This is a genomic window from Azospirillum sp. A23, from assembly GCF_042938965.1.
GTDB lineage: Bacteria > Pseudomonadota > Alphaproteobacteria > Azospirillales > Azospirillaceae > Azospirillum > Azospirillum melinis.
Genome location: NZ_CP170672.1, coordinates 231,946 through 257,175, shown reverse-complemented (window position 1 = coordinate 257,175; position 25,230 = coordinate 231,946). Strand labels below are relative to the sequence as shown.

Sequence of the window (25,230 nt, the reverse complement as noted above, 5' to 3'; positions counted from 1 at the left end):
GGGCGGTGCCTCATGGGCAAGACGGCGCCTACTTCTTGCCGCCGAAAGGCGGATACCCGCCATTCTCGGCGATCCCGCGGTCGATCCGGGCAGCCGCCTTGCGCAGTTCGGTCTTCACGTCGGCACCGGATGCGACATTGCTGACGGCGTCGGCAAAGGCGCGGGTGATCAGCGGATAGGCCGGGTGGAAGGGGCGGGAGACGCCGATGGTCAGCAATTGCCTGTAATACAGGTTCAGCCTGCCGCCCTCCTTGTAGAGGCTGGAAAGCGGGATCGCGGCCTTGCGGCCGGGAACGGCGCCATTGGCGTTGGAGATGCGGACCACCTCTTCGGGCCGCATCAGGAAGGCGAGAAAGGCCGCCGTCTCGGTCGGGTGCTTGCTGTCGGCCGAGATGCCCCAGTTCCAGGAGCCGAGGCCGGTCACCTGCCGGCCGCCGAACTTCGGCATCGGGATCAGGATGGCGTTCTCGCCCAGACCCTTGTCATGGTTGGGGTAGGCCCAGTGGCCGACCAGCGCCATGGCCGCCGTTTTGTCGCCGTAGAAGCTGGTGTCGCCGGCCGATGCGGGCGTCACCCAGCCGCGCCTGATCCAGCCCTGCAGGGTCTGGAGCCCGCGGACGGAGGCGTCGCCATCCAGGGTTCCCGCGGCCTTCCAGCTCTTGCGGTCGATCAGGTCGCCACCGAAGGACTGGAGGATGGGCGAGAAGCCGTAGGTGAACCATTCGCCGTTGCCGTAGCTGAGTTTGGCATCGAGCGGCCATTTGATGCCATCCAGCTTGGACAGCCGCTCCATTGCATCCTCGAACTCCGCCAGCGTCCAGGCGTCTTCCGGGAGGGTTGGGATGCGGATGCCCGCCTTTTCCAGGAGCGGACGGTTCGCCCACAGCGCCAGCCCGCTGTCGAAGGTGCCGATCCCGTACAGCTTGCCGTCGACCGGATAGGTCCCTTGCGCCTTCAGCGAGGGCAGCAGATCGTCGAAAATGTCCTTCGGCAGCAGATCGTCCAGCGGCCGGACATATCCCGACCAGACATAATTCGCCAGCAGCGGGCCGTCGAAGTCCAGCAGGTCGGGCAGGGCGCCGCTCATCGCCGCAGCGCTGATCTGGTCGTTGTAGCTCCCTTCCGGCAACTGGACCGCTTTGATCTCGACATCCGGGCGTTCGGCGTTGAAGCGGGCAATCTGGTCTTCCAGAACCTGGCGTTCGCCACCGCGGCCAGCATGGAACCAGACATTGACCGTCGTCTTCGCTTCGGCGACCGTACCCAGGCAAAGAAGTGCCACCGTCGCCATCATCGCCAACTTCATCGGTTTCCTCCAAATTCGTTCTTGTCGGCCCTTTCCGTTTGGTTCTCGCTGGGCATAAAGAAAGTCCGATACCCACACTATAGACAACTCAACCGATTTAGTAAAACATTTTATCAGGATGCGGAACGCATGATATGGCCGCATTTTTCCAGGCCGGGCAGCAATCGGCCGGCTGCGGTTGTTGTTCGGCACCAGACTGAAGCTGCGGGGGCCGGGCGAGTGGCTGATCGAAAAGCACGGCACCAGGGAGCAGCGCTCCTGGAAGAGGTTGCATGTTGGCATGGAGGCGGCGAGCGGCGCGGATCGCCGCCGCCACGCTGACCGACCGCGACGTTGATGGCGGCCCGTTGCTCGACTAGGTCACCGGCCCGGTGGTAGCACTCACCGGCGATGGCGCCTACGACCGGAGCGCCGTCTACGCCACCATGCACGAGCGCCATCCCGAAGCGGCTGTGGCCGCGCCGCCTCGGGTGGACGCCGTGCTCAGCGACACCGCCTCGACCGTGCCCACGCAACGCGACCACCGCATTCAGGTGGTCGCCGAGACCGAGCGCATGGCTTGGCAGCGGAGCAGCGGCTACAATCAGAGGGCAAAGGTCGAGGGACAGATCGGATGCTGGAAGCAGGTCTTCGGACCGACCCTGCAGTTCCATACCGACCGAGTGCAGGCCACCGAGATCGCCATCGCCGCCGCTGTGCTCAGCCTAGAGCATGATCGGTTCAAGAGGAATCGCTTAAAACGTGAATCGCACGGAAAACCAATAGCCTAGAGTCTGGACGTTGGTGCAAAAAGGGCGGGCTGGTGGTCTGGAGGGCGAGCGGATATAGAAGCGGCCCGCTGAAGCCGAGACCTCGATGCCCCACAAGACCAATGAGCCGCGCCGCCACAAGATCCCGAAGGCCCGGTACCGTGTGGAGAACTGGGCGGCCTACGATGCGGCACTGCGCCAGCGGGGCGACCTGACGATCTGGGTGACGCCGGAGGCGATCGACGCGTGGACGCCACCCGCCACGAGACGGGGTGGCTGGCCCGCGCGCTACTCCGACCTCGCCATCGAGACCGGGCTGATGCTGCGGCTGGCGTTCGGTCGGCCATGGCGGCAGACCGAGGGTTTGCTGGGCGCGCTCATGCGCCTGCTCGGCCTGGACCTGCCGGTCTCGGATCACACGACGTTTTCCCGGCGCAGCGCCGATCTGGAGATGGCAAGCACCCTGGCCAGGACGGACGGGCCGGTCACCGTGGTCATCGATTCCACCGGGCTGAAGGTGTTCGGCCGGGGCGAGTGGCACCTGGAAAAGCACGGCGGCACTGCGCGCCGATGCTGGCGCAAGCTGCACCTGGCCGTTGATCCCGCCACCGGCGAAATCCTTGCCTCGGCGTTGACGGGCAACGAGGAGGGAGACGCCTCGCTGGTCGGTCCGTTGCTCGACCAGATCCCGATCCCGATCGGCGCGGTCCTGGCGGACGGCGCCTACGACGGCGAGCCCGTCTACCGTGCTGTCGCCGAGCGTGCGCCGGACGCCGAGGTGATCATCCCGCCGCGCGCGACCGCGGTGGTGAGCGACACCGCCGAGAGAGCACCCACCCGGCGCGACCGCCACATCCGGACGATCACGGAGCGTGGTCGGCTGGGCTGGCAGCGAGCCGTGCAATACGGCAGGAGAGCGTTGGTCGAGGTGGCGATGTTGCGGTACAAGACCTTGATCGGGCGCAGCCTCCGCGCCCGAACTCTGCCTGCCCAGAAAATCGAGGAAGCGGTCGGCTGCAAGGTCATGAACATGATGACCAGCCTCGGCATGCCGGCCTCCCGCAAGGTCGCCTGAACGACAACTTTCCAGGGCGGAGTCCATCAACGCGCCGAGTTCTGCACCAACGTCGTCCGGCGGCAATCCGGCGGTAGGTGTAGCGGCCCGAGATCATCGGCGGTCGGACCCGAGATTCTGCGCGATTCCGGGACCGGATTGGCTGAGACGGGAAGCGGGCTCTGGCCCATATTCGGTGAGATGTGGCCCACACTCTGTGAGACTACGGTCCGGTCAAAATGCACAGATATTTTTTAAGACTGAAAACATTATTTTCTTGTGATGCTTCAAGATAAGCATAAAATATATTATGCAACGTTGACGACTTCAACCATCAGTCGATTTCCCGTATAGATCCCTTCGCGGACACCGGCAACAGGATCGTGATCGTTGCGCCATGCTGTGACTTGGAAGCAATCTCAACATGGCCGCCTGATTGTTTCGCGAAGCCAAAGACTTGGCTCAGTCCAAGACCGGTGCCTTTTCCCACGTCTTTGGTGGTGAAGAACGGATCGAAGGCTCGGGCAACGACATCGGGGGGCATTCCAACCCCGGTATCCGCGACGGCGACGGACACATAGCAACCCTGCTTGACACCAGGGTATAGGCCTTCCTGGATGTCGATCTCGGAGGTGATGACACTGATCTTCCCTCCATCGGGCATGGCATCGCGGGCGTTGACGATCAGATTAAGAAGCGCGCTCTCGAACTGGCTCGCATCGACCATAACCGTTCCGATCCGATCGGCCAATGTGGCTTGGATGTCGATGCGGCCGTTCAGGACTGAGCCGACCAGTTCGAGCACGCATGTGATGAGGCCATTGACATCGAGGGACTCGGGCGACGGCTGCTGCCGGGAGAGGGCGAGAAGCCGCTGGGTAAGCTTGGCGGCACGGTTCGCACCGTCCATGGTAGCGGCAACCAGTTTATCAACGTCCCGAAGGTCTTGCTTGACGATTCGATGTTGGAGGACCGATAAGCCGCTGATGACGACAGTCAGCATGTTTTTGAAGTCATGCACGATGCCTCCGGCGAGGTGGCCGAATGCCTCCATCTTCATTGCATAGCCGAGTGCAGCCTCTGCCGCCGTCCGCTCCTGGGCCGCTGTAGCAACCCGCGATTCAAGGGTCGCGTTCAATGCCTTCAATTCTCCGATTGCTTGCCGCGCCTCGGCATGCGCCACAAGCAGTTCCCTCTCGTGGCACCGTCGTTCGGTGGCGTTAAATATGGTGATGCGGATGCAGGCGAGATCGCCACTCCCATTCCGGCGCACAACGGCATTGACCAGAACCGGCAGCTCCGTTCCCTTTGCGGTGATCATGTCCAGAGCGACCTCGTTGAAGGACTCCTGCATGCGGATGAGCGGATCGAAATGGGTCTGGAAGAAAATCTTGCTGGGAACGGACAGATAATCAATGAACCGCCGGCCGGCAGCTTCGCCCGCTCCGATGCCCAGCCAATCGGTGAGGGTCCGGTTGGTCAGCAGGATACGACCGCACGCGTCAACCGAGATGTATCCGCAAGGAGCGTTCTCGAACAGGTCCCACAGTTCTTCTTCTCCCTGCGCGCCCATCATGAACAGGCCAGAAAGCATTCGATGGCGTCGATCGTCTCATGTGGCGCGCTGAGATTGGGACAGTGCCCGGTCGCGGACATCAGCACCAGCGTGCTGTTGGCCAAGTGCGTATGGACATAGCGGCCAACGGCTTCCGGCGCGATGATGTCCTCGGAACATTGCAGGATCAGGGACGGAATGACCACGCCCCCGAGATCCTTGCGGTTGTCGGAGAGGAAGGTTGTCCGCGCGAAATGCTTGGCGATCTCGGGATCCGTCCGGCAGAAACTGTTGGCCAGTTCTTCGCCGAGTGCGGGTTTGTCCGGGTTGCCCATGATGCCCGGTGCCATCGTCCGCGACCAGCCCATGTGGTTGCTGCCGAGAAAATCCAGCAGATCATTAATCTGCGCTTTCGAGAAACCGCCGACATAGTCGCCATCGTCAATATAGCACGGTGAGGGGCCGATCAGCATGAGCCTCGAGAAGAGGATGGGATCGCGAGCCACAGCCAGCACGCCGATCATCGCGCTGACCGAATGGCCGACGAAGACGCCATTCTTCACGTCGAATTCGCGGGCGATCTCGACCACATCCGAGGCATAACCATCGAGTGACGCATATTTGGCATAGTCATAGGCTGAGAGATCCGATCTCCCGGCGCCGACATGGTCAAAGGTTACGATGCGGTAGTGGTCTTCGAAAGCCGGTGTCACGAAACGCCACATATGTTGGTTGCAGCCGAAACCATGAGCGAACATGATCGTCCGCGTCCCCTGGCCCGAAATTTTGACGTTGTTCCGTGCTACTATGAACATCCGCGCTTTTCCTTGAATCTTTACCGGAGTGAATGCTCTCAAGGTCGCCGGAATACGGGCGGTCCGTGCTACTGCACCAAGGATTGAGACATTCTTCTCACCTTGACGGTGGCATCGTTCACGACGCGTATGGCTGAAGTGATCGTGCTCATGCCGGCGCTGACGTTGCCGACGCCCTGCGCGGCACCATTCATGTTGGCCGCCATTTCGCGAGTCATTGCGTCCTGCTCCTCCACGGCCGAGGCGATGGCGATCGAAATGTCGTTGATTTGTGCGATAATGCCGGAAATGCCGTTGATGGCTTCGACCACTTCGGCAGTCGCCGCCTGAACGCCGGAGATCTGCTCGGATATGTCATCCGTAGCCTTGGCCGTCTGGGTTGCGAGGTTCTTGACCTCGGACGCGACCACCGAGAAGCCCTTGCCGGCCTCACCGGCCCGCGCCGCTTCGATCGTGGCGTTGAGCGCCAGGAGATTGGTCTGGCTGGCGATCTGCTGGATCAGGCTTACTACGCTGCCGATCCGATTGGCCGTCTCGGCGAGACTCGTCATGATGGCGTTGGTATGGTTGGCCTGTTCCACCGCCTGTTCGGTGACCAGCGCGGCGTCGGACATGCGGCGCCCGATCTCGCCGATGGATGCGGCCAATTCCTCCGCACCGATTGCTGCTGCCTGGACGTTTGATGAGATCAGGGCCGACGCACCAGCGACGCCGGTGGCCTGTTCGTTCGCCGTCAAGACGGCACCGATGACCTCGCCGAGGCTGATGTCGACCTCTTTTTGAAGAGCAGCACGGCGCAAGCGCTCCTGGACCTGCGGGGTAATGTCCGTAGCAAGCTTGACGATCTTCAACGGCTTTCCGACGGGATCGAGAACCGGATTGTAAGTCGCCTGGATCCAGACCTCCCGGCCGCCTTTGCCCAGACGCTTGTACTCGGCGGCCTGGAACTCGCCCCGTTTCAGCGCCTCCCAGAAGCGGCAGTAATCCGCGGTGTCCCGGAATGCCGGCTCCACGAACATGCGATGATGCCGGCCCTGGATTTCGGGGAGATCATAGCCGAAGACACGCAAGAAATTTTCGTTTGCCTCAACGATGGTGCCGTCCATTTTGAACTGAATGACCGCCTGAGACTTATGAACGGCATCCATGTGGCCTTGGTGATCCGCCGTCTTCAGTTTCTGCTGGGTGATGTCGGTGGCGAATCCGACAATTTTGAGAAGGTGTCCGGCCCGCCCGAGGATTAGATTGTAGATTGCCTGAATCCAAACCTTCCGGCCGCCTTTGCCAAATCTCAGGTACTCTGCCGTCTGGTCTTCGCCGCGGTTCAGGGCCTCCCAGAAGCGTCGGTCTTCGCCGCTAACCTTTTCTGTTTCATCGACAAATATGCTGTGGTGCTTGCCCTGGAGCTCCGGGAGCGTGTAGCCGAACGCTCTTAAGAATTTCTCATTGGCTGTTATAATGTTGCCATTAAGGTCGAGTTCAATTACCGCTTGGAATCTCTCAAAAGTGTTAATTTTTGCTTTTATCTCATAATGTTTCGTCAAGCCGAGTATGATCATTGCTGATCCTTCCTTGTCAAACCTCTTCGTATTCTCAGTTGTATTTTTATGAGATTCACTTCCTTGTCCAGATAAATCTTTCTGGAAAATGTATCTAGAAAGGATGTTGACAGAAGCGGTATATGTTCTATCCAGAAGGTCTGCTCGCTAAAGGTCTACCTCATTGAGATATTCAAAATGAACACACGAGTATTCGCTGTCATGGAGGCGATTTCCCGACTGTAACCTGGACAACTCCGCTTCCCTGCTGCAGGTGAGGGCAGACAAACGGCCGTTTGCTTTACCCCGCCTGCGTCATCGTGAACACCTCGTCGCGCCGCCACCGATGTGGTGAAGGAATCCGGTCAGTCATTCATCGTCTGGTATTGAGTGCGGACCACGGGTTTCCTGCCCAACCGGGGGGCTTAGCCCATGTTGATCGGCTACGCACGGGTATCGACCGACGACCAGAACCTGCACCTTCAGCGGGATGCACTTGGCGGGGCCGGGTGCGAGAGGATCTTCGAGGATCGCCGCAGCGGTGCCAGGACGGACCGCCCTGGTCTTGCCGCCGCGCTTGACGTGGTACGCCGGGGCGACACGCTGGTCGTCTGGCGGCTCGACCGGTTGGGGCGGTCCCTGAAGGACCTCATCGAGCTGGCCGAACGGCTCGATGCCGCCGGCGTCGGGCTGCGTAGCTTGCACGATGCCATCGACACCGGGTCGAGTGGCGGACGGCTGGTATTCCATATGTTCGGAGCCCTCGCCGAATTCGAGCGCAACCTCGTGCGGAAACGCACCCAGGCCGGGCTTAGCGCGGCCCGGGCCCGCGGCCGGTTGGGCGGGCGCCGCAAGGTGCTGGACCCCGACAAACGCCGGCTCGCCGTCCAGCTCTACCAGGAACGCAAGCATACGGTGATGGAGATCTGCCGGCTCATGGGCATCTCCAAGCCGACACTCTACGCCTACATTGAGGAGATGGCCGGTGAGTGACGGGCGGCGGATTCCGGCCGAAGCGCTGGTGCATCTGCGCCGCCGGCTGGACACGCTGCCATCCCGTCATCCAGACCGTGCCGAGATCCTGCGGTCGGTCAGGGAACTCTACGGCATGTCCCGCGCTACCCTCTACCGCGCCCTTCAGCAATCCCTTCGGCCCAAGGCTCTTCGCCGGGCCGACCGGGGCAAACCGCGGAAGATTCCTGCCGCGGAGATGGAGCGTTACTGCGAGATCGTCGCCGCCCTGAAGCTGCGGACAACCAACAGGAAGGGCCGCCATCTTTCAACGGTGCAGGCAATCCGGTTGATGGAGGAGCATGGGGTCGAGGCCCCGGAGGGGCTGGTGCAGCCGGCGCCGGGCACGCTGCATAAGACCACGGTGAACCGGTATCTGCGCGCCTGGGGACTGGATTATGCCAGGGTGACCCGCGCGCCGGCGGCGGTCCGCTTCCAGGCGCGCCGGTCGAACGAACTGTGGCAGTTCGACATGAGTCCATCGGACCTGAAGCACGTCAAGCAGCCGCTCTGGATCGAGCCCGGCCGTGGAGCACCGACCCTGATGCTGTTCAGCATTGCTGATGACCGCAGCGGCGTCGTGTACCAGGAGTACCGGTGCGTATACGGCGAGGACGCGGAGTCGGCCCTGCGCTTCCTCTACAACGCCATGGCGGCCAAGCCCGAGGAGGACATGCCGTTCCAGGGCATCCCCGAGGCGATCTACATGGACAACGGCCCAGTCACCCGCTCGCGCGTGTTCCAGAACGTCATGGCCTGCCTGGGCGTCAAGGTGATGACCCACCTGCCGGCGGGAAGCGACGGCCGGCGTACCACCGCCCGCTCGAAGGGCAAGGTCGAGCGACCGTTCCGTACCGTCAAGGAAGTCCATGAGACGCTCTACCATTTCCACGAACCGCAGGACGAGGCGGAGGCGAACCTGTGGCTGCGCCGCTTTCTCGTCCGCTACAACGCCCAGGATCACCGGTCCGGGCCGCACAGCCGCATCGAGGACTGGGTGCGGCACCTGCCGGAGAAGGGCTATCGCGAGATGTGTGCTTGGGATCGGTTCTGCGCCTTCGCGCGGGAACCGGAACGGCGCAAGGTCGGCATCGACACCCGCATCACCGTGGAGGGCGTGGCCTATGAGGTCGATCCGGACCTGGCCGGCGAGGACGTGGTGCTCTGGTGGGGACTATTCGACCAGGAACTCTACGTCGAGCACGGCGACCGGCGGTATGGACCCTACGGCCCGGTCGGCGGCCCCATCCCGCTGCACAAATACCGCAAGCACCAGAAGACCAGATCCGAGGAACGGGCCGACCGGGTGGCCGAACTGGCGGAGCGCATCGGCCTGCCGCGCGCGGCCCTGGATGGCGGCACCTTGCCCCTGCCACCGCCCGTTACGGCACCGGCCGCCAAGGTGGCGTTCGCCGACCCGGACCCCTACCGCACCCTGGCCTTTTTCGACATCATCGCGGCCAAGCGGGCGATCGCCGGTGAGGTCGGCTTGGCGTTGGCGAAGCTGCCGGTCGAGGACCGGGCCTGGATCGACACGCTGGTGCGGGAGACCCTAGCCAAGGACGAGGTGCTGACGAGGGTGCGGGCGTACTTCAGGCAGCGGACGGGAGGGGGCGGGGCATGCTGACGGAGGTCATGGAGCATTTCAGGCTGGAGCGGGACCTGCTGATGGCCGGCTATTACGAAACCGATCATCACCGCCAACTCATCAAGGATGTGAAGGCATCCATCCTGGTCGGCCGACTGGTAGCGGTCGCTGGCGTCGTCGGCAGCGGCAAGACCGTACTGCTCCGCCGCATTCAGGACGAGCTGACCCGCGAGGGGCGCGTCACCGTGTCGAAGAGCCTATCGGTGGACAAGGACCGCACCACCATCCCGACCCTCATCACCGCGCTGTTCCACGACCTTTCCCCGGACAAGGATCCAAAGATCCCGACCCTGGGCGAGAAGCGGGAGCGCGAGTTGCAACAGCTTGTGCGTCGCGGCCGCAAGCCGGTGGCCTTGTTCGTGGACGAAGCACACGACCTGCACGGCAAGACGCTGATCGGCCTGAAGCGGTTGATGGAGGTGGTGGCCGATGGCAGCGGCATGCTCTCCGTCGTGCTGGCGGGCCATCCCAAGCTCCGGAACGACCTCCGGCGGCCGACCATGGAGGAGATCGGCTACCGCTCGGTGGTGTTCGAGTTCGACGGCATGGCGGGCAACCAGCTCGCCTACATCCGTTGGCTCCTCGAACGCTGTGCCGGTGAGGGCATCGACATCGGCGAGCTGATCGAGACGGCGGCTGTGGAGTTGTTGGCCAGCCGCCTGAAGACTCCGCTCCAGATCGAGCAGCACCTGACCCTCGCGTTCGAGGAAGCACTCCGGATCGGTGGTCGTCCGGTCACGGTCCAGGTGGTGGAAAGCATTCTGTCGCGTCAGCTCGACGACCTTGAGCCGCGTCTGACCCGTCACGGCTACAGTGTGCGCTCCCTGGCCGACCAGTTCAGCGTCAAGCCGGCGGAGATCCGACAGTTCCTGTGCGGTGAGCTGGGGGGCGCCAGAGCGCAGGAACTGACCCAGCAGATGCAGGCGGCCGGACTCCCGCTCTGATAGGGTCTTGTCTCACAGAGTGTGGGCCGTCGCTCATGATCTCGGGTCCGTCTCAAACACTGTGGGCCACATCTCACCGAATGTGGGCCGGAGCCCGCTTCCCGTCTCAGCCAATCCGGTCCCGGAATCGCTCGGAATCTCGGGTCCGACCGTCGATGATCTCGGGCCGCTACAGCTAGGCATCGTTGTAAATCAGGACGAGGTCGGATCCCCACAGGACGGCCTTCGCCAGAGGGGAGTCCGACACCAGATCCACGACGACGCGCAGGGGCGCCGCCCAGTCCTTCTCCGGCCCGAGAGGCGTACGGGACCAGTCGAAGGTTCGGATGATCCTGCCGGAGGCACCGCGACAAGCCGGGCCGATCTTCGGGAAACGGGTTTCTTCAGCGTCCATGTCCGTCATCCCGGTTGAATGGGCCACCGCCTTCGGATTGGACAGACGGCTGGGGGGGCGCCCAGCGCCTTTGCCCGCGGGGCCTTTGTCCGAGGCCCAGAGCCGTCAGGCCGCCTTGATCGACGACAGGAAACGGTCGACGTTCACCCGCAGGGTTTCGGCCTGCTGCGACAGGCTGCCGGCCGACCCCAGCACCTGCCGTGCCGCGGCGCCGGTCTCGCCGGTCGCCAGGGTTACGGTGCCGACGATGCCGGACACCTGCTGCGTTCCGGTCGCGGCCTGCTGGACATTGCGGGCGATCTCGCCGGTGGCCGCCCCCTGCTCCTCGACCGCGGCGGCGATCGAGGCCGAGATCTCGTTGATCGATCCGATGGTTTCGCCGATACCGGCGATGGCGCCGACAGCCTCCCCGGTCGCGTCCTGGATCGCCGCGATCTGGGCGGCGATGTCCTCCGTCGCCTTCGCCGTCTGGTTGGCCAGGCTCTTCACCTCGCTGGCGACGACGGCGAAGCCCTTGCCGGCCTCGCCGGCGCGGGCGGCCTCGATGGTGGCGTTCAACGCCAGCAGATTGGTCTGGCCGGCGATGTTGGTGATGAGTTGCACCACCGCGCCGATGCGCTGGGCGGTGTCGGCCAGCCCGCGCACCGTCTCGTTGGTGCGTTCGGCCTGGGTGACCGCCCGCCCGGCCACTTCCGTCGAACGCGTGACCATGCCGGCGATCTCGCGGACCGAGACCGCCATTTCCTCCGTTGCGCTCGCCACCGTCTGCACGTTGGCGCTGGTCTGTTCGGCGGCGGCGGCGGCGGTCGCCGCCTGGGAGCTGGTGCGCTGGGCCGTCGCCTCCATCGCCTGGGCTGTGCTGTCCAGTTCGGTGGCGGCGGCGGCCACCATGCGCAGGGCCTGGGCGGCGTCCTGCTCGAACCGGGCGACCAGCCGGTCGACCGTCTCGGTGCGCTTTTCCTTGGCGGCCTGTTCCTCTGCCTGGGCGGCGGCGAGCCGGTCTGATTCGATCAGCCCGTCCTTGAAGACCTGGACGGCACGGGCCATCGCGCCAATCTCGTCGCCGCGCGAGCCACCATCGACCGCGGCGGCATAATTGCGCTGTGACAGGAGGAGCATCGTTCCGGTCAGCCGCGAAATCGGACTGGAGATGGTTTTCACCGCCAGCCAGCCGCCGAGGATGCAGAGCGCCAGCGCCAGCACGATGGCGGTCACGGTGCCGACGAGCGCCTCGTCATAGACGGCTTCCCCCTCGCGCGCCGCTATCTTGGCTTGGTCGGCATTATAGGTGATCAGGGTTTTGATCGCGCTTTCCGTCTTGAGCAGGGCCTCGCGGGATTCAGTCTGCAGGATACCCAGCGCTGCGTCGTTCTGGTTCCGGCGGGACAGCGGAAGCAGTTTTTCGGCGCTGATCGTCTGGAAGTTCCGCCAAATGGCAAGAAATTCGCCGTATAGCGCTTTCTCGCGGTCGTCGTCTTCGACCAGTTTGCGGTAGCGCTCATTCGCTCCGTCAAAATCCTTCAGTGCGTCAGATAGCCGTAGCTCTGCCTTTTTCTGGTTCTCCTCCGTATCGCTGATGATGTGATATGCCTCCTGAACCCGATACGTCAGGATAGATTCATGTATATCCGAAAGTGCTTGAATGGATGGCAGCGCGTTCTCACGGACGTCTTTCGCCCCTGCGTTCAGCTTTAAAAGTTCAAAGAAAGAGAACCCACAGAGCATGACAAGTAGTACGAGGGCAAGGCTCTGCAAAAGTAGGATCTTCATTCGAATTGATGCTCTGTCCAACATGTTCATTTTGGATCCCCTACACATGGGTGGCGTGACACGGGCGGCAGTGTGGCGGCCGGTGGGTCATCGAGGCTTTCGGAAGACACAATGCATTGATACACGATTTTACGTGTTTTGTCCCTACGAATTTGGACAAATTAAAGCAAAATAGGAATTTTTTATAGTCGTTACCTATGACATACATAAGAAGTCACGGTAGAAATCATTCCACTACAAGAGAATAATAATATCATAAAATGAAGTTTTCATCGAAAATAAAGGATAATCGTTGAATTTATGCATATTTTGAGGAACTGAAGTTCTTTGAAATTCTTTAACAACATCATTGCATTGGTTATATTTTTCTGCCTTGCATAGGTGAACGGCTTTGCAAGCCTAAGAATTCATCATTAATCTATTGATATTCCTTATGGATATTCCAGAAAGTGACCTTCTGGTCGGCAACTGTCAAAGAGCGGCAGTGCATTGAATAATGTGCTTACCGATGCAAAATCGGGCGTCTTTTCAGCAGAATACACATTAATAAATGTCTAAAATAAATACTTGCGAAAGCATCGATTTTGCTGTCAAGAAGTGATTTAAAATCGGAGATTTGATTATGAATAGACTCTCGGAAAGGCTGAAGATTATCAGGGATCATATGAAAGAAACTCAAAGATCCATGTCGAAACGATTCAATCTAGGCGAGAATACGTGGCAGACATATGAACTCTATGGAAAGGCTCCGAAAGGAGAAACGCTTGCGGCCCTCGCCGAACTCGGCTTCGATATCAATTGGTTGCTGACAGGGCAGGGCAGTATGACGATTTCGGGAGATGGGCCGCGGATGCCGCTGCCCCACATCGATGACCGTTTGGTTGGCGAGGCGGTGGAATTCGTCGAGCGGTGGTTGGCGGAACACGACACGAAGTTCGACGCGCCACTCAAAGGAAATCTCGTCGCCGCCATATGCCGGCTCGCCGTCGAAGAGGCTGAAAATGAGCGGCCCAGGATCAATCCGGCCGCCGGCAGGCAGATGATGTGGCTCGCTCGACAGATCAACAATTAGCAGGACGCGGAAAAACGAACATATTTTGACTTTTTGTGTCCGCTGATGCTTGGAAATGGCGTTTTCGGCGTGCGTTTTTGTCAGAATGGAGCGCCTTTTCGCGGGTCCGAGACGCCCGGAGCCGCCGTTGAGGCGGAGTCCGGGCGTGATTATGCCTCCGCCAGCAGTTTTGGCAGGCGGATCAGGTTGTAGGCGGCAGCGGTCAGGGTGAACATCCAACCGACGCGAGCCGTGCCGCGATGACGCGTTTTGCGCAAGCCAGCTCCCTTGATCCAGCCGAACAGCTCCTCAATCCGTTTGCGGATGCGCAAGGACACGGCATAGACAGGGTGGCGGGTGGTCCGGCCGTCGATCGCCGAGCGGCGGTTGCTCGTGTTCTGCGCGACATGTGCAGCGGCGCCCAGCTCGCGCATGTGCGCCACGAAATCCTTGGTGTCGTAAGCCTTGTCGGCGCCCACCGTGATGCGGTGACGGCCGGGAATGGCCTCGACCATGGAAACCGCTGCCTCGCGTTCGGCCAAGCCGGTGGCTGCCGTCAGCCGGACATCCACCACCAGGGCGTTCCGGTTCTCCATCATGGCGTGGCCCATGAAGGCCAGCTTCGCCGGCTGCCCGTTGCCCTTGCGGTACAGCCGCGCCTCGGGATCGCTGGTCGAGGCATGGGTCTCGTTGGAACGCTTCTCGCCATGGAAGTCGCGCTCGCCGTTGCGTCCCGGCCTCGGCGGCTCGCCAGTGCCGTCCTTGGGCCGGAAGCTCTTCACCGACGCCCAGGCTTCGATCAGCGTGCCGTCCACCGAGAAATGCTCGTCCGACAGCAGTACCTTGACCTTCCACTTTGGTGCACAATTCGGCGTGAGAGCGGATTCCACCCGCGGCTGGTGGGGATCAGGCACCCTTGCGGGAGGCGGGCATTCCCAAGCTGGTCATGATGTTCATGACTTTGCAGCCATAGGCGGCCTCGACCTGCTGGGCAGGGAGATTCCGGGCACGCAGGGTGCGCCCGATCAGCTGCTTGTAGCGCATCATCGCGACCTCGCCCAAGGAGCGGCGGCCGTAGCGGACGTCCCGCTGCCAGCCCTGCCGACCACGCTCGGCAATCCTACGGATGTGGTGGTCGCGTTGGCTGAGGGCGTCGGCAGCGGTCTCGCTCGGTACCGCGGTGGAGCGTGGCGGAATGATCACCTCGGCGGCGGGTGTGTGGGCGGCGACAGCGCAGTAGACCAGCTCACCGTCATAGGCGCCGTCCGCCAGCACCGTGCCGATCAGGCGCTTGATCTGGTCGAGTAGCGGGCCGACCAGCGAGGCATCGCCGTCCTGCGTGGTCGTCAGATCCGAGGCGAGGATCTCGCCGGTATCGGGATCGACCGCCAAGTGGAGCTTTTCCAGCTTCGGCGCGCTTGGCCTCCATGCTTCTCCAATTGCCACTCGCCTTTCCCGAACACCTTCAGCCCCGTGGAGTCGATCACCACGTTGACTGGTCCGTCCGTCCTGGAAAGCGCTGATGCGACCTCCAGATCGGCGCTGCGCCGGGAGAACGTCGTGTGATCCGGAACCGGCAGGTCCAGGCCGAGCAGGCGCATGAGCGAGCTCAGCAAACCTTCGGTCTGCCGCCATGGCCGACCGAACGCCAGACGCAGCATCAGCCCGGCTTCGATCGCCACGTCCAAGTAGCGCGTTGGCCGGCCGCGTCGGCCCGAAGCCGGCGTCCAGGTGGCGATCGCCTCCGGCATCACCCATATCGTCAGGTCACCGCGCCGGCGCAGCGCCGCATCGTAGGCCGCCCAGTTCTCCACGCGATAGTGGGCGCGCGGGATCGTGTGACGGCGGCTCTCGTTGGCTTTGTATGGCATCGAGGTCTCGGCTTCAGCGGGGCCGCTTTCCTACCCCGCTATCCTGCCGCAGCCAACCTCCGACCAATTTTCGCGCCAACGTCCATGAGCGGCAAATGTCAGGATCCAGCTATGATCCATGACCAGCTCAAGACCGAGCACAACCTCGTAGAACGACCGCGCCAAGTCGATCCGCTCCGCCGGTATGTTTGCCACGATCCGCTTCACAGCCATGACCTCTCCTCCTTATCGCGACTGGTCGCGGTCAGCGTCATCGGGCGCCTGGAGCGGCGCCAGCGTCATGCCTGCAACGATAGGACCGACCGTCACCGTATGGGCCAGGGTGTCGGCCAGACCATGAAGGGCGAAGGGGTAAAGGTCGACGCCGCGCGTGTCGAACAGGCTGATCGGGTCAGCCGCCCATTTGCTGGAAGTCATCATCTTCTCCCTTTCGCGACACCCCTTCATGGGAGAATTCTACCGCGCGCATCGCTGGATGCGCGAAAAATATGATCGCCCAGGGCGGCGCCGCGCCGTCGGCGCCGGACGGTGGCCACCAAGCGCAGGGCCTCACGTCGACGTGGTGGAGATCGAGGAGCCGGCCGGGCTGGTGCTGGCCAGCTGAGCGCCGCCGGCATGCCGGCGAGGCGGCCACCGCCGTTTTCGCGACAGCGACCGGCCGCTCCAGGCCGCTGGATGTCGTGATCGGGTGGGGACCACTTGAGGGTGCAGAGCATGGCCATGCGGCGAGGCGGACGCAAGGGATGGGGCTTGGCCGGATCCTGTTCGGGGCCTGCGACTCGTCCAGTTGCGACCGTCGTTTGCTGCACCCGGCCCCTACATGATGAGCCAAGGGGAGAAGATCCCTTGTGTGGGACCGGCCCACCGTGCCCCGGATGGGCAATGAATCGCCGGGTCCGCTAAGCCCTTGCTCTGTATGGCCCAACCGGGGCGCCGAACAGATTATATGGAAAACGCCCCTCCACAACCGAAAGCGAGGGGGGTGGGGCACTCGCGGACGGGACCCGCCGGGGACACCGACCCCGCGGCTATGGCAAACGGGGACCCGGGCCCCGGCCCACGGGTCAACACCGCCGGCGGTACGGCCTTCCCTCCTCGCCGCCCGGACTCCGGCCGCGGCAGATTCAGGTTAGGCGCCCAGAATTTGACCCCTATGGGGAAGCTGACCGCATTGATCTTCGCAAGGCACTGGACTCAGCTGTGACGCCTCGCACGCATACCGGTACGACAATATCAAGACCCCAATAGCAAAAGCGGCATCATAGGATTTCGCATAAAAGCCATCGTAAGCTTTGCAAGAGCCAATTGCTTTTTGCCAAAGAAGCGCGTCATCAAGAAACATCATGTTCATCGACCAAGATCCAAACAATCTGGCCGAGGCAGACTTGTTATGGAATATAATTTTTATGTTTTGGTGTCTCTCTTCATTTTTAATATTTCTGATTATTCTTCTTAAGCCAACCGGTTTTCCTTCTATTGAAAATATGAAAACACCGCCACACTCTACCATAAAGCCCGTGACATTATTATCTTTGTTTGAGCGTGCCGAGGAGAAACAAATATTTATTATTTCATCGTATGGCAGGACATATTTTAACTCACTGCGCAGAACGAGTCTGTGCATGGCGATATCTCCCACGATGCTCTTGCGAACGCTCGAGAAATTCTTAGCTTACATATTATAGTATGTCTGTCAAACAGTTTAGAGTCTTAGGAAGTTCCGCCACCGACAGCCCCTTTTGTCGAGAGAGAGGAGAGCGCGATGGTTGTTAGGCAAACAACGCCGCCATTATCAACCAAAGACAGCTACGGCAGAGCGGATGCTGATCCCGCCGTCCTTGGTTCGCCGGAGTTGGCGTCCAACAGCATAACGGAAGACGGCCGGAAGCTGGAGCGCTGCGGGAACACGGGACCAGAGGGTTTGGATCACCGTCCGCCCTTTGCGGGTCCGGCGTTGGGCCTGATCTGCCACCGTGCGCTGTGCCCAGCGGAAACCGATCTCGCCAAAATAGGGGTCACTACACGAAAGTGATCAGATTGTCCGGGATGTGGGAACACTGTGGGAACGTGTGCTCCACCATTCCACTTTGAGGGTGTCCAGGGGGAGCTGGATGAGAGCGATCATATGCAGGCTGACCGCGTCAAGCAGGGTGAGCGCGGCGAATTCGTCATCCATGACGGCGACCAGCAGCCGATCCGGCAGCCAGCGGTGCAGGCGCAGCAGGATGGTCCGAGACTAACCGGTGGTCGCCGTTAGCGTCAGCCCTGCGCCTCGCATTAGCGTGGCTCGGCAGCACCGCTCAGCGTGGGGGCCCGCCTGCGCCTGAGGTGATGTGGTGGACGGCCCTTCCACTCTCCTGGTTCGATGGCAAGCTGATGCTGTCGAAGAAACCACTTCAGAGGGGCCGTCCACCACATCACCTCAATACCCAACCACTCCGTGCACGGCAAAGCGCTGTAGGTATCCAGAGATTGGCTCTTGGCCCACCCCGTGAACTGCGGCCATCCCTCTCTCAAAGCCTGGACCCGAACGCCAGTCGCTCGCCTGAGTTCCTGCAACATAGGAAAGATGCTTTAGGATGCGTAATTCTGGAGGTTATCGCTTTTCTTTGGGAATGATACGTACGCCAATCCCTCCCGTTCCCTGATATTGACCATCGCTGATGCACTCTATTCCAGCCTCAACGAGGAAGTCGTATATTTTTTTCTTAGTTGATGGGCGCGTATTCGCCAATCCGCGCTCAAAATCTATGATTGTTCTTTTTGCCATGTTTCCGCGCTCGGCCATCTCCCTCTGGCTGAAATCCAGAAGAGCTCTTGCCGCGCGAACATGTTCAGGCAATAGCTTTAGCTCCGGTTTCTCCATGTCACATCTCCCTGATCCACGTTTAATATGACTCAATAAGCAATGTATTCAGCATTTGACGTCAAAAAACGCGAAGATCCTTCTTAATTGTATTTTTGTGTATCTCTGCCCCTGTATTGGACAGTTGCCAACGGCCGGTTAATCCAACAGGTTCGATAAGAGCCAAGCGGGCAGCATCAAGAACCAACCAGCAAGGTGCGTCCTGACGAACCAAGCCACCTTGCTCGATGATCGTTAGGAAGAGGGTGTGGAGAGACTCAAGTGACGGTAGGTGGGCGCTGGGTTCGGTCCCTTCATCGTCTCCAGCTCGATTCATTCCGCCGTGAGGCATGGAGTTCTCCCGAGTAGAAAAAGCACGGCTGCCATACCGGCAGCCGTAGCTATTCATTTCTGGAGTTGTTTCATCAGATCGTCGTTCGGACTGCTTTCCTGGTCCGGGAAGGGCGGAGGCGCATTGTCTTCACTCAGCGGGATCTCGATCTTGATCGTGTTGAGATCGATGTCCGGTTCGGCGTCCAGGAAGCTCGTCACCAGCGAGGGGAAGGCGATCACGATTCCCACCATGATGAGCTGCAAGCCGACCCAGGGTATGGCGCCCCAATAGATGTCGCGGCTCTTCACCTCCGGCGGAGCAATGCCGCGCAGATAGAACAGGGCGAAGCCGAAGGGCGGGTGCATGAAGGAGGTCTGCATGTTCACCCCGAGCAACACGCCGAACCACACCAGATCGATGCCCAGCTTCTGGGCCACTGGCGCCAGAAGCGGAATGATGATGAAGGCGATCTCGAAGAAATCGAGGAAGAACGCCAGGACGAACACGAAGATGTTGACGAAGATCAGGAAGCCGACGGCGCCGCCGGGCAGCCCGGTCAACAGATGCTCGATCCACAGGTCGCCGTTTACGCCGCGAAACACCAGACCGAACACCGTCGATCCCACCAGGATGAACACGACCATGGTCGAGATCACCATGGTGGTGGACATCCCCTGCCACAGCAGCTGCCAGCTCAGGCGCCGGTGCATCGCCGCCAGGACCATGGCGCCGACCGCTCCCATCGCGCCGCCTTCCGTCGGCGTGGCCAACCCCATCAGGATGGTGCCGAGCACAAGGAAGATCAGCACGAGCGAGGGAACCATCCCCCACAGGCATTTCCAGATCAGCGGCCAGCCGCGCAGGGTGCGGAACTCCGGCGGCAGTGCCGGCATGTCGTTCGGCCGCACGATGCTGAGCACGGCGATGTAGGCGCAGAACAGCAGGACCTGGACGATCGACGGGCCGATCGCGCCGGCATACATGTCGCCGACCGACTTGCCGAGCTGGTCGCCCAGCACCACCAGCACCAGTGACGGCGGGATGAGCTGCGTGATCGTTCCCGACGCCGCAATGACGCCGGTGGCCAGCCGCATATTGTAGCCGTACCGGATCATGATCGGCAGCGAGATCATGCCCATGGCGATCACCGACGCGGCGACGGTCCCGGTGATCGCGCCGAGAACGGCGCCGACCAGGATCACGGCGTAGGCAAGACCGCCGCGGATCGGTCCGAACAGCTGCCCCATGCTGTCGAGCAGATCCTCGGCCAATCCGCAGCGCTCCAGGATCGCTCCCATGAAGGTGAAGAACGGAATGGCCAGCAGCAGATCGTTGCCCATGATGCCGTAGACCCGTTCGGGAAGGGCCTGTAGCAGCGAAGTCTGGAAGAATCCCTGCTCGATGCCGATGAAGCCGAAAAACAGGCCAACCGCACCGAGAGAGAAGGCGACGGGATAACCGAACAGCAGGAAAACCACCAGCCCGCCGAACATCAGGGGGGCCATCATGTCCATGGGGATCATTGCACGGGCCTCTCATAGGATTGGACGAGGTCCGCGTCGCCGCGCAAGGCCGCGATCCGTTTGATCAGCTCGGACAATCCCTGGGCGGTCAGCATCAGAAAGCCGAAGGGAAGGCAGAACTTGATCGGCCAACGGATCAAGCCACCAGCATTACTAGAATATTCCATCGAGGTCAAAGATGAAAAGAACATCGACCAGGACAGCCAGCCGATGATGATCGTCATTGGCAACAGGAAAAGAATGGTGCCGAACACGTCGATCCAGAGCTTGGCTCTTGGCCCGACATGGCCATAGACGAGATCGACCCGGACATGCCCGTTTACTTTCAAGGTATAAGAGGCACCCAGCATGAACATGGCACCGAACAGGTACCATTGGATCTCAAGCCAAGCATTGGAGCTATAATTGAATGTGTATCGCATCACGGCATTGCCGGCGCTGATCATGCAAGCGGCAAAGACGAACCAGTTGGCAATGTAGCCCAAGCGTTCGTTAAACCAGTCTATATCTCGGCTTAAAGCGAGAAGGCGTCTCACCGCATCCCCCCATTGTTCGGGAGAGAGGTGTCTCCCGTTTTGTTGACTTCAAAGGGCACGAACATCCGCATCCACTCGCGGCACGACTGGTTCAAAGCGCAGAAGATGCCAGGAATCCAGTACGCGGATATTCCTGATGGGTATACCAAATGGGTAGAGAGAGGAACCCCATACGTTGGAGCTACGTACAATCCACAATGTTGCTTGTGGCGCAATATAATTGCCTGATGCATGAACAAATCTACGGGACGGCGATGCAACCTTAAATGCAGCCATTAGCGCTTTTCTAGCAAGCAGACCGCTTCTATCTACCAACATTGTTGGGCGTATCAATTTGCTTCAGCGGAGCTATCTATCTCACAATACGCAAAGCTGAAGGATCAAACTACCTGGGATCTGAGAACGGCCTGACGACATGAGCCATGTAGCGTTGCTACGATTGCTTCTTGCTTTGCATAACTCCTGAGTTTCGCGACACTATGCCACCGGACTGGGTCCTGAGGGATTTTGACGTTGCAAAAGTCTGTCGCGAAAAGAGAGGATTTCGCGATGACTTTTGCGACGGATGCCCCATGCTCATCGGCTATGCGCGCGTCTCCACGGACGACCAGGATCTTTCGCAGCAGCGGGCGTCCCTACAGGCGGCCGGTTGTCGGCGGATCTATGAGGAGAAGGTCTCTGGGGCAAAGCGCGACCGGCCACAGCTTGCCCGGCTGATCGACCAGCTCCGGGCCGATGACATTGTGACGGTCACGCGCCTCGACAGGCTTGCCCGGTCGACCCGCGATCTTCTCGATATTGCGGAGCAACTCCAGGGAGCCGGTGCTGGTCTCCGGTCGCTCGCGGAGCCATGGGCCGATACCACCTCACCGGCCGGCCGGATGGTTCTGACCGTGTTCGCCGGCATCGCCGAGTTCGAGCGCTCCCTGATCGCCGAGCGGACCGGCATGGGCCGCGTGGCGGCCAAAGCACGCGGCGTGCGGTTCGGCCGGCCACCGAAGTTGACCACCGACCAGATCGCTCTCGCTCGGCGCCTGGTCGATGAAGGGCGATCTCCCCGTGAGGCGGCCCGGATTCTCAACGTCCACGCATCGACACTGTACCGGGCGTTTGCCCTTCAAACTCCCAAGGGTACTGCCTCCGATTCTTGACCGGCCCTATGTTAGTTTCCTGTTCTGCGGCTACCCGGACCCAAAGACCGGAAGTAGCGTTTCGGCCAGCTCACTCCGTGACAGCCGCAGACCCGCATCATTATTCTCTCCCGAAAACGAGGTAATGGGAGATTGGAAATATGGCGCGTCGGCGGCTGTTGAGCGAAGACCAGTGGGCAAGGCTCCTGGCGGTGCCGGACGACGAACGCGCGATGGTGCGCCACTATACGCTCAGCAGGGACGATCTCGACATCGTCACCCTCCGGCGCACGGCACACACCCGCCTGGGCTGCGCCATTCTGCTCTGCTATCTCCATCATCCTGGGCGGATTCCCGGGCCGGACGAGCGCCCGCCCATCGCGCTGCTGGCGTTCGTCGCCAGGCAGGTGGGCGCCGAGCCTGACCATTTCATCGCCTACAGTCGGCGTGACCAAAACCGGCGCGAGCAGGTTGCCGCGATCATGGCACGGACCGGTCACCGTGCTTTTGATCGGACCCTTTTTCGCGACCTTGCAGCTTGGCTGACCTCCAAGGCCCAAATCGCACGGGACCCGATCATTCTGGCGACCACCCTGATCGATGAGTTCCGGCGCCGTCGCATCCTGATCCCTTCGGCAGCGATCCTGGAATTGATGCTCCATCAGGCTCGTGGTCGGGCCGAACGGGTTCTACACCGTGCCTTTGTCGATGGTGTCGACCAGCGCACAACCGACGCGCTGGACCGATTGCTGACCATGCAGGCCGACACCGAAACGACCATGCTCGCTTGGTTGCGTCGGGTGCCGGCGGCCCCCACCGCCCGCAACATGCTGGCGGTCATCGAGCGCCTTTCCGCCTTGAAGGAGCTCGGCATCGACCGGTCGCTGCGCGCTCGCGTGCCGGAAGTCGCGTTCGAGCGGCTCGCGGCCGAAGGCCTGCGGATGACGCCGCAGCATCTTCAGGATCTGGCAACGTTGCGCCGGCGGGCTGTGCTCGCGGCCACCGCGATCCGCCTGGAGATGGATCTGACCGACGTCACCCTGTCAATGTTCGACAAGCTGATCGGCAGTCTGGCGCGGAAGGCCGAGCGCCGGACGGCGGAAAACACCCTGCGTTCCGTTCGCGACACCCAAACCCAACTGCGGGTGCTGCTGACCGCGTGCAAGGCGGTGATCGGCGCGCGGGAGGCCGGCGCCGATCCCTACGAGGCTGTCGACAAGGGGGTCGGCTGGTTCCGCTTCATGAAATGCGTCACCGACAGCGAAGCCCTGGCAAAGCCGGAGATCGCCGACCCGCGCACCGAGATGCTTGGACGCTACGCCACCGTTTGGGCCTTTGCTCCCACGCTCCTCAATCGCTTCAGCTTTCTCGGCAGTCCGTCGGTGACTCCGTTGCTGCGGGCGCTTGACACCGTTCGGGCCATGTACGCCGCCGGGCGCCGCACCCTGCCCGAGAAGTCACCGACCGGCTTCATCCGACGCTCTTGGCGCCCCTTCGTCATCAAGAAGGAGGGTATCGACCGGAAAGCCTACGAAATCTGTGCGCTGTCCGAACTGCGTGACCGGTTGCGGGCGGGCGACGTCTGGGTGGAGGGGAGCCGCCAGTACCGGGACTTCGAAAGCTGCCTCATGCCGCGTCCGACCTTCGACATCCTTCGCGAGGAGGGAGCGTTGCCCGTGGCCGTTCCACGCAGCGCCGACGGCCACCTTACTGAAAGAGGCGCGGAGCTCGACCGGATCGTTGCCGAGGTGGCGGGCCTTGCCGAAAAGGGGTTGCTTGAAGACGTCGACCTGTCCGACGGCGAACTCCGCGTCACGCCGATCCGGGACACGACCCCACCGGAGGCCGAAGACCTTGGCCGCCGCGCTTACGATCTCATGCCACGGGTCAAGATAACCGACCTTCTGCTGGAGGTGGATGGCTGGACCGACTTCTCCGGCTGCTTCACGCACCAACGCAGCGGCCGTCCCGCTGACGACAGGGCGGCAACATTGACCGCCGTATTGGCCGACGGCATCAACCTCGGGCTGTCCCGGATGGCTGAAGCCTGCCGGGGGGCATCCATGCGGCAGCTGGCCTGGATGCACGACTGGCACATCCGTGACGACACCTACATGGTGGCGCTCGCCCGCATCATCGACACGCACCGAGCCTTGCCGTTGGCCGCCGTCTGGGGTGACGGGCGCACGTCGTCCTCCGACGGACAATTCTACCGCGCCGGCGGGCGCGGCGAAGCCGTCGGCGATGTGAACGCCCATCACGGCAACGAGCCGGGCATCGCCTTCTACACCCACGTCTCCGATCAGTACGGCCCCTTCCACACCAAGGTGATCGCCGCGACCGCCAGTGAGGCGCCCCACGTCATCGACGGCCTTCTCCATCATCAGAGTGGTTTGGACATCGAGGAGCACTACACGGACACCGGAGGCGCGAGCGATCACGTTTTCGGCCTGTGTGCCCTGCTCGGATTCCGTTTCGCCCCGCGCATCCGCGATTTGAAGGACCGGAGGCTTTACCTGCTGCCCGGTCGGGAGGCACCCGCCATTCTGCGGCCCTTGGTTGGCGGAGCCATCGACATCGAGCACCTCACGGCCAATTGGACGGAGTTGTTGCGGCTGGCGACCTCGATCCGCTCGGGCACCGCGACGGCCTCGGCCATGCTGCGGCGGCTCTCGGCTTACCCGCGCCAGAATGGCTTGGCCCTGGCTCTGCGAGAACTCGGCCGTATCGAGCGGACCGCTTTCACCTTACAGTGGCTGCGTGATCCCGCCCTCCGCCGGCGCGCCAACGCCGGCCTCAACAAGGGGGAGGCTCGGAACGCTCTGGCCAGGGCAATCTTCTTCAATCGTCTGGGTGAGATGCGCGATCGCAGCTTCGAGAACCAGGTCTTCCGGGCATCGGGGCTGAACCTGTTGGTGTCCGCCATCATCCTGTGGAACACACGCTATCTCCAAGCCGCCTTCGCCGAACTGGCAAGCCAAGGGCATTGCGTAACCCCCGAATTGATGCGGCATGTGGCGCCTCTGGGATGGGAGCATATCGGCCTCACCGGTGACTATGTCTGGGGAGCCGACCCTCTTCCGGAAGCCGGTCTCAGGCCGTTGCGGAGGATGCAGTCCTTGCTTGCAGCATGAGTTCCCAGTCCGTTCTCACATC

General features: G+C 61.6%; 20 protein-coding genes and 3 pseudogenes. 8 read left to right on the top strand and 15 right to left on the bottom strand.

The annotated features are described in order from the left end of the window. Positions 1–28: 28 nt before the first annotated feature. Positions 29–1,306, bottom strand: a complete 1,278-nt coding sequence (locus tag ABNQ40_RS36105; protein WP_377806494.1) for an ABC transporter substrate-binding protein — start codon at positions 1,304–1,306, stop codon at positions 29–31. A 371-nt stretch (positions 1,307–1,677) separates the two neighbouring features. Between ABNQ40_RS36105 and ABNQ40_RS36100 the strand changes: the two genes are divergently transcribed. Together ABNQ40_RS36100 and ABNQ40_RS36095 are read left to right on the top strand one after the other, a co-directional pair. After that, complete coding sequence (locus tag ABNQ40_RS36100) at positions 1,678–2,076, top strand: hypothetical protein (protein ID WP_377806495.1); 399 nt, start codon at positions 1,678–1,680, stop codon at positions 2,074–2,076. 85 nt (positions 2,077–2,161) lie between these two features. After that, positions 2,162–3,130, top strand: coding sequence for an IS5 family transposase (locus ABNQ40_RS36095; RefSeq protein WP_377806496.1), 969 nt, complete (start codon positions 2,162–2,164; stop codon positions 3,128–3,130). A 313-nt stretch (positions 3,131–3,443) separates the two neighbouring features. Here the strand turns inward: ABNQ40_RS36095 and ABNQ40_RS36090 are convergent, their stop codons facing one another. The 3 genes from ABNQ40_RS36090 to ABNQ40_RS36080 all read right to left on the bottom strand — a co-directional run bounded on the left by ABNQ40_RS36090 (position 3,444) and on the right by ABNQ40_RS36080 (position 7,038). After that, positions 3,444–4,703: an ATP-binding protein gene (locus ABNQ40_RS36090; protein WP_377806497.1), complete on the bottom strand. Its 1,260-nt coding sequence runs from the start codon at positions 4,701–4,703 to the stop codon at positions 3,444–3,446. Beyond that, the gene (locus tag ABNQ40_RS36085) at positions 4,682–5,479 is read right to left on the bottom strand and encodes an alpha/beta fold hydrolase (protein WP_377806498.1); all 798 of its coding nucleotides are present in this window, start codon (positions 5,477–5,479) and stop codon (positions 4,682–4,684) included. Before ABNQ40_RS36085 ends, ABNQ40_RS36090 begins: the two co-directional genes overlap by 22 nt. 68 nt (positions 5,480–5,547) lie before the next feature. After that, complete coding sequence (locus tag ABNQ40_RS36080) at positions 5,548–7,038, bottom strand: PAS domain S-box protein (protein WP_377806499.1); 1,491 nt, start codon at positions 7,036–7,038, stop codon at positions 5,548–5,550. A 411-nt stretch (positions 7,039–7,449) separates the two neighbouring features. Here ABNQ40_RS36080 and ABNQ40_RS36075 point away from each other — a divergent pair, with 411 nt between their 5' ends. Genes ABNQ40_RS36075 through ABNQ40_RS36065 form a run of 3 tightly spaced genes read left to right on the top strand, consistent with a single transcriptional unit; the run spans position 7,450 to position 10,620 of the window. Beyond that, positions 7,450–8,010, top strand: a complete 561-nt coding sequence (locus tag ABNQ40_RS36075; protein ID WP_377806500.1) for a recombinase family protein — start codon at positions 7,450–7,452, stop codon at positions 8,008–8,010. A gap of 10 nt (positions 8,011–8,020) precedes the next feature. Continuing rightward, entirely contained in the window at positions 8,021–9,655 is a 1,635-nt protein-coding gene (locus ABNQ40_RS36070; RefSeq protein WP_377806739.1) for an IS481 family transposase, read from the top strand. Next, positions 9,649–10,620 (top strand): ExeA family protein, encoded by a 972-nt coding sequence (locus ABNQ40_RS36065; protein ID WP_377806501.1) that lies wholly within the window; start codon positions 9,649–9,651, stop codon positions 10,618–10,620. The genes ABNQ40_RS36070 and ABNQ40_RS36065 overlap by 7 nt, the downstream gene beginning before the upstream one ends. Before the next feature lie 175 nt (positions 10,621–10,795). On the opposite strand, the gene ABNQ40_RS36060 is transcribed toward ABNQ40_RS36065, so the two are convergent. Further along, positions 10,796–11,014, bottom strand: coding sequence for a hypothetical protein (locus tag ABNQ40_RS36060; protein ID WP_377806502.1), 219 nt, complete (start codon positions 11,012–11,014; stop codon positions 10,796–10,798). A gap of 105 nt (positions 11,015–11,119) precedes the next feature. Next, positions 11,120–12,814, bottom strand: coding sequence for a methyl-accepting chemotaxis protein (locus tag ABNQ40_RS36055; protein WP_377806503.1), 1,695 nt, complete (start codon positions 12,812–12,814; stop codon positions 11,120–11,122). A 655-nt stretch (positions 12,815–13,469) separates the two neighbouring features. On the opposite strand from ABNQ40_RS36055, the gene ABNQ40_RS36050 reads away from it, so the two are divergent. Then, positions 13,470–13,856, top strand: a complete 387-nt coding sequence (locus ABNQ40_RS36050; RefSeq protein WP_377806504.1) for a hypothetical protein — start codon at positions 13,470–13,472, stop codon at positions 13,854–13,856. A 149-nt stretch (positions 13,857–14,005) separates the two neighbouring features. Here the strand turns inward: ABNQ40_RS36050 and ABNQ40_RS36045 are convergent. The 9 genes and pseudogenes from ABNQ40_RS36045 to ABNQ40_RS36005 all read right to left on the bottom strand — a co-directional run. Beyond that, positions 14,006–14,686: pseudogene (locus ABNQ40_RS36045) on the bottom strand (IS5 family transposase); the annotation flags it as partial. Between the two features lie 55 nt (positions 14,687–14,741). After that, positions 14,742–15,706: pseudogene (locus ABNQ40_RS36040) on the bottom strand (IS5 family transposase). Between the two features lie 30 nt (positions 15,707–15,736). Further along, positions 15,737–15,919 (bottom strand): hypothetical protein, encoded by a 183-nt coding sequence (locus tag ABNQ40_RS36035; protein ID WP_377806505.1) that lies wholly within the window; start codon positions 15,917–15,919, stop codon positions 15,737–15,739. Positions 15,920–15,931: 12 nt separating this feature from the next. Next, complete coding sequence (locus tag ABNQ40_RS36030; protein WP_377806506.1) at positions 15,932–16,126, bottom strand: hypothetical protein; 195 nt, start codon at positions 16,124–16,126, stop codon at positions 15,932–15,934. Positions 16,127–16,835: 709 nt separating this feature from the next. Further along, positions 16,836–17,330: a BLUF domain-containing protein gene (locus tag ABNQ40_RS36025; RefSeq protein ID WP_377806507.1), complete on the bottom strand. Its 495-nt coding sequence runs from the start codon at positions 17,328–17,330 to the stop codon at positions 16,836–16,838. Positions 17,331–17,498: 168 nt separating this feature from the next. Next, positions 17,499–17,726, bottom strand: a pseudogene (locus ABNQ40_RS36020) (IS1595 family transposase); the annotation flags it as partial. A gap of 576 nt (positions 17,727–18,302) precedes the next feature. After that, positions 18,303–18,572 (bottom strand): helix-turn-helix domain-containing protein, encoded by a 270-nt coding sequence (locus ABNQ40_RS36015; RefSeq protein WP_377806511.1) that lies wholly within the window; start codon positions 18,570–18,572, stop codon positions 18,303–18,305. Positions 18,573–18,956: 384 nt separating this feature from the next. Further along, a complete protein-coding gene (locus ABNQ40_RS36010; RefSeq protein WP_377806512.1) occupies positions 18,957–20,408 on the bottom strand; it encodes a TRAP transporter large permease subunit in 1,452 nt (483 codons plus the stop codon). After that, positions 20,405–20,944: a TRAP transporter small permease subunit gene (locus tag ABNQ40_RS36005; RefSeq protein ID WP_377806514.1), complete on the bottom strand. Its 540-nt coding sequence runs from the start codon at positions 20,942–20,944 to the stop codon at positions 20,405–20,407. Before ABNQ40_RS36005 ends, ABNQ40_RS36010 begins: the two co-directional genes overlap by 4 nt. Positions 20,945–21,516: 572 nt before the next feature. On the opposite strand from ABNQ40_RS36005, the gene ABNQ40_RS36000 reads away from it, so the two are divergent. Together ABNQ40_RS36000 and ABNQ40_RS35995 are read left to right on the top strand one after the other, a co-directional pair. After that, positions 21,517–22,095 (top strand): recombinase family protein, encoded by a 579-nt coding sequence (locus ABNQ40_RS36000; RefSeq protein ID WP_377806515.1) that lies wholly within the window; start codon positions 21,517–21,519, stop codon positions 22,093–22,095. A 140-nt stretch (positions 22,096–22,235) separates the two neighbouring features. After that, entirely contained in the window at positions 22,236–25,208 is a 2,973-nt protein-coding gene (locus ABNQ40_RS35995; RefSeq protein ID WP_377806516.1) for a Tn3 family transposase, read from the top strand. Positions 25,209–25,230 lie beyond the last annotated feature (22 nt).

What these genes read in the sequence shown, in the direction of transcription:
- ABNQ40_RS36105 (WP_377806494.1), bottom strand. Translation starts at nt 1,306, where the DNA reads ATGAAGTTGGCGATGATGGCGACGGTGGCACTTCTTTGCCTGGGTACG.
- ABNQ40_RS36095 (WP_377806496.1), top strand. Translation starts at nt 2,162, where the DNA reads ATGCCCCACAAGACCAATGAGCCGCGCCGCCACAAGATCCCGAAGGCC.
- ABNQ40_RS36090 (WP_377806497.1), bottom strand. Translation starts at nt 4,703, where the DNA reads ATGCTTTCTGGCCTGTTCATGATGGGCGCGCAGGGAGAAGAAGAACTG.
- ABNQ40_RS36085 (WP_377806498.1), bottom strand. Translation starts at nt 5,479, where the DNA reads ATGTTCATAGTAGCACGGAACAACGTCAAAATTTCGGGCCAGGGGACG.
- ABNQ40_RS36080 (WP_377806499.1), bottom strand. Translation starts at nt 7,038, where the DNA reads ATGATCATACTCGGCTTGACGAAACATTATGAGATAAAAGCAAAAATT.
- ABNQ40_RS36075 (WP_377806500.1), top strand. Translation starts at nt 7,450, where the DNA reads ATGTTGATCGGCTACGCACGGGTATCGACCGACGACCAGAACCTGCAC.
- ABNQ40_RS36065 (WP_377806501.1), top strand. Translation starts at nt 9,649, where the DNA reads ATGCTGACGGAGGTCATGGAGCATTTCAGGCTGGAGCGGGACCTGCTG.
- ABNQ40_RS36060 (WP_377806502.1), bottom strand. Translation starts at nt 11,014, where the DNA reads ATGGACGCTGAAGAAACCCGTTTCCCGAAGATCGGCCCGGCTTGTCGC.
- ABNQ40_RS36055 (WP_377806503.1), bottom strand. Translation starts at nt 12,814, where the DNA reads ATGAACATGTTGGACAGAGCATCAATTCGAATGAAGATCCTACTTTTG.
- ABNQ40_RS36050 (WP_377806504.1), top strand. Translation starts at nt 13,470, where the DNA reads ATGTCGAAACGATTCAATCTAGGCGAGAATACGTGGCAGACATATGAA.
- ABNQ40_RS36035 (WP_377806505.1), bottom strand. Translation starts at nt 15,919, where the DNA reads ATGGCTGTGAAGCGGATCGTGGCAAACATACCGGCGGAGCGGATCGAC.
- ABNQ40_RS36030 (WP_377806506.1), bottom strand. Translation starts at nt 16,126, where the DNA reads ATGATGACTTCCAGCAAATGGGCGGCTGACCCGATCAGCCTGTTCGAC.
- ABNQ40_RS36025 (WP_377806507.1), bottom strand. Translation starts at nt 17,330, where the DNA reads ATGCACAGACTCGTTCTGCGCAGTGAGTTAAAATATGTCCTGCCATAC.
- ABNQ40_RS36015 (WP_377806511.1), bottom strand. Translation starts at nt 18,572, where the DNA reads ATGGAGAAACCGGAGCTAAAGCTATTGCCTGAACATGTTCGCGCGGCA.
- ABNQ40_RS36010 (WP_377806512.1), bottom strand. Translation starts at nt 20,408, where the DNA reads ATGATCCCCATGGACATGATGGCCCCCCTGATGTTCGGCGGGCTGGTG.
- ABNQ40_RS36000 (WP_377806515.1), top strand. Translation starts at nt 21,517, where the DNA reads ATGCTCATCGGCTATGCGCGCGTCTCCACGGACGACCAGGATCTTTCG.
- ABNQ40_RS35995 (WP_377806516.1), top strand. Translation starts at nt 22,236, where the DNA reads ATGGCGCGTCGGCGGCTGTTGAGCGAAGACCAGTGGGCAAGGCTCCTG.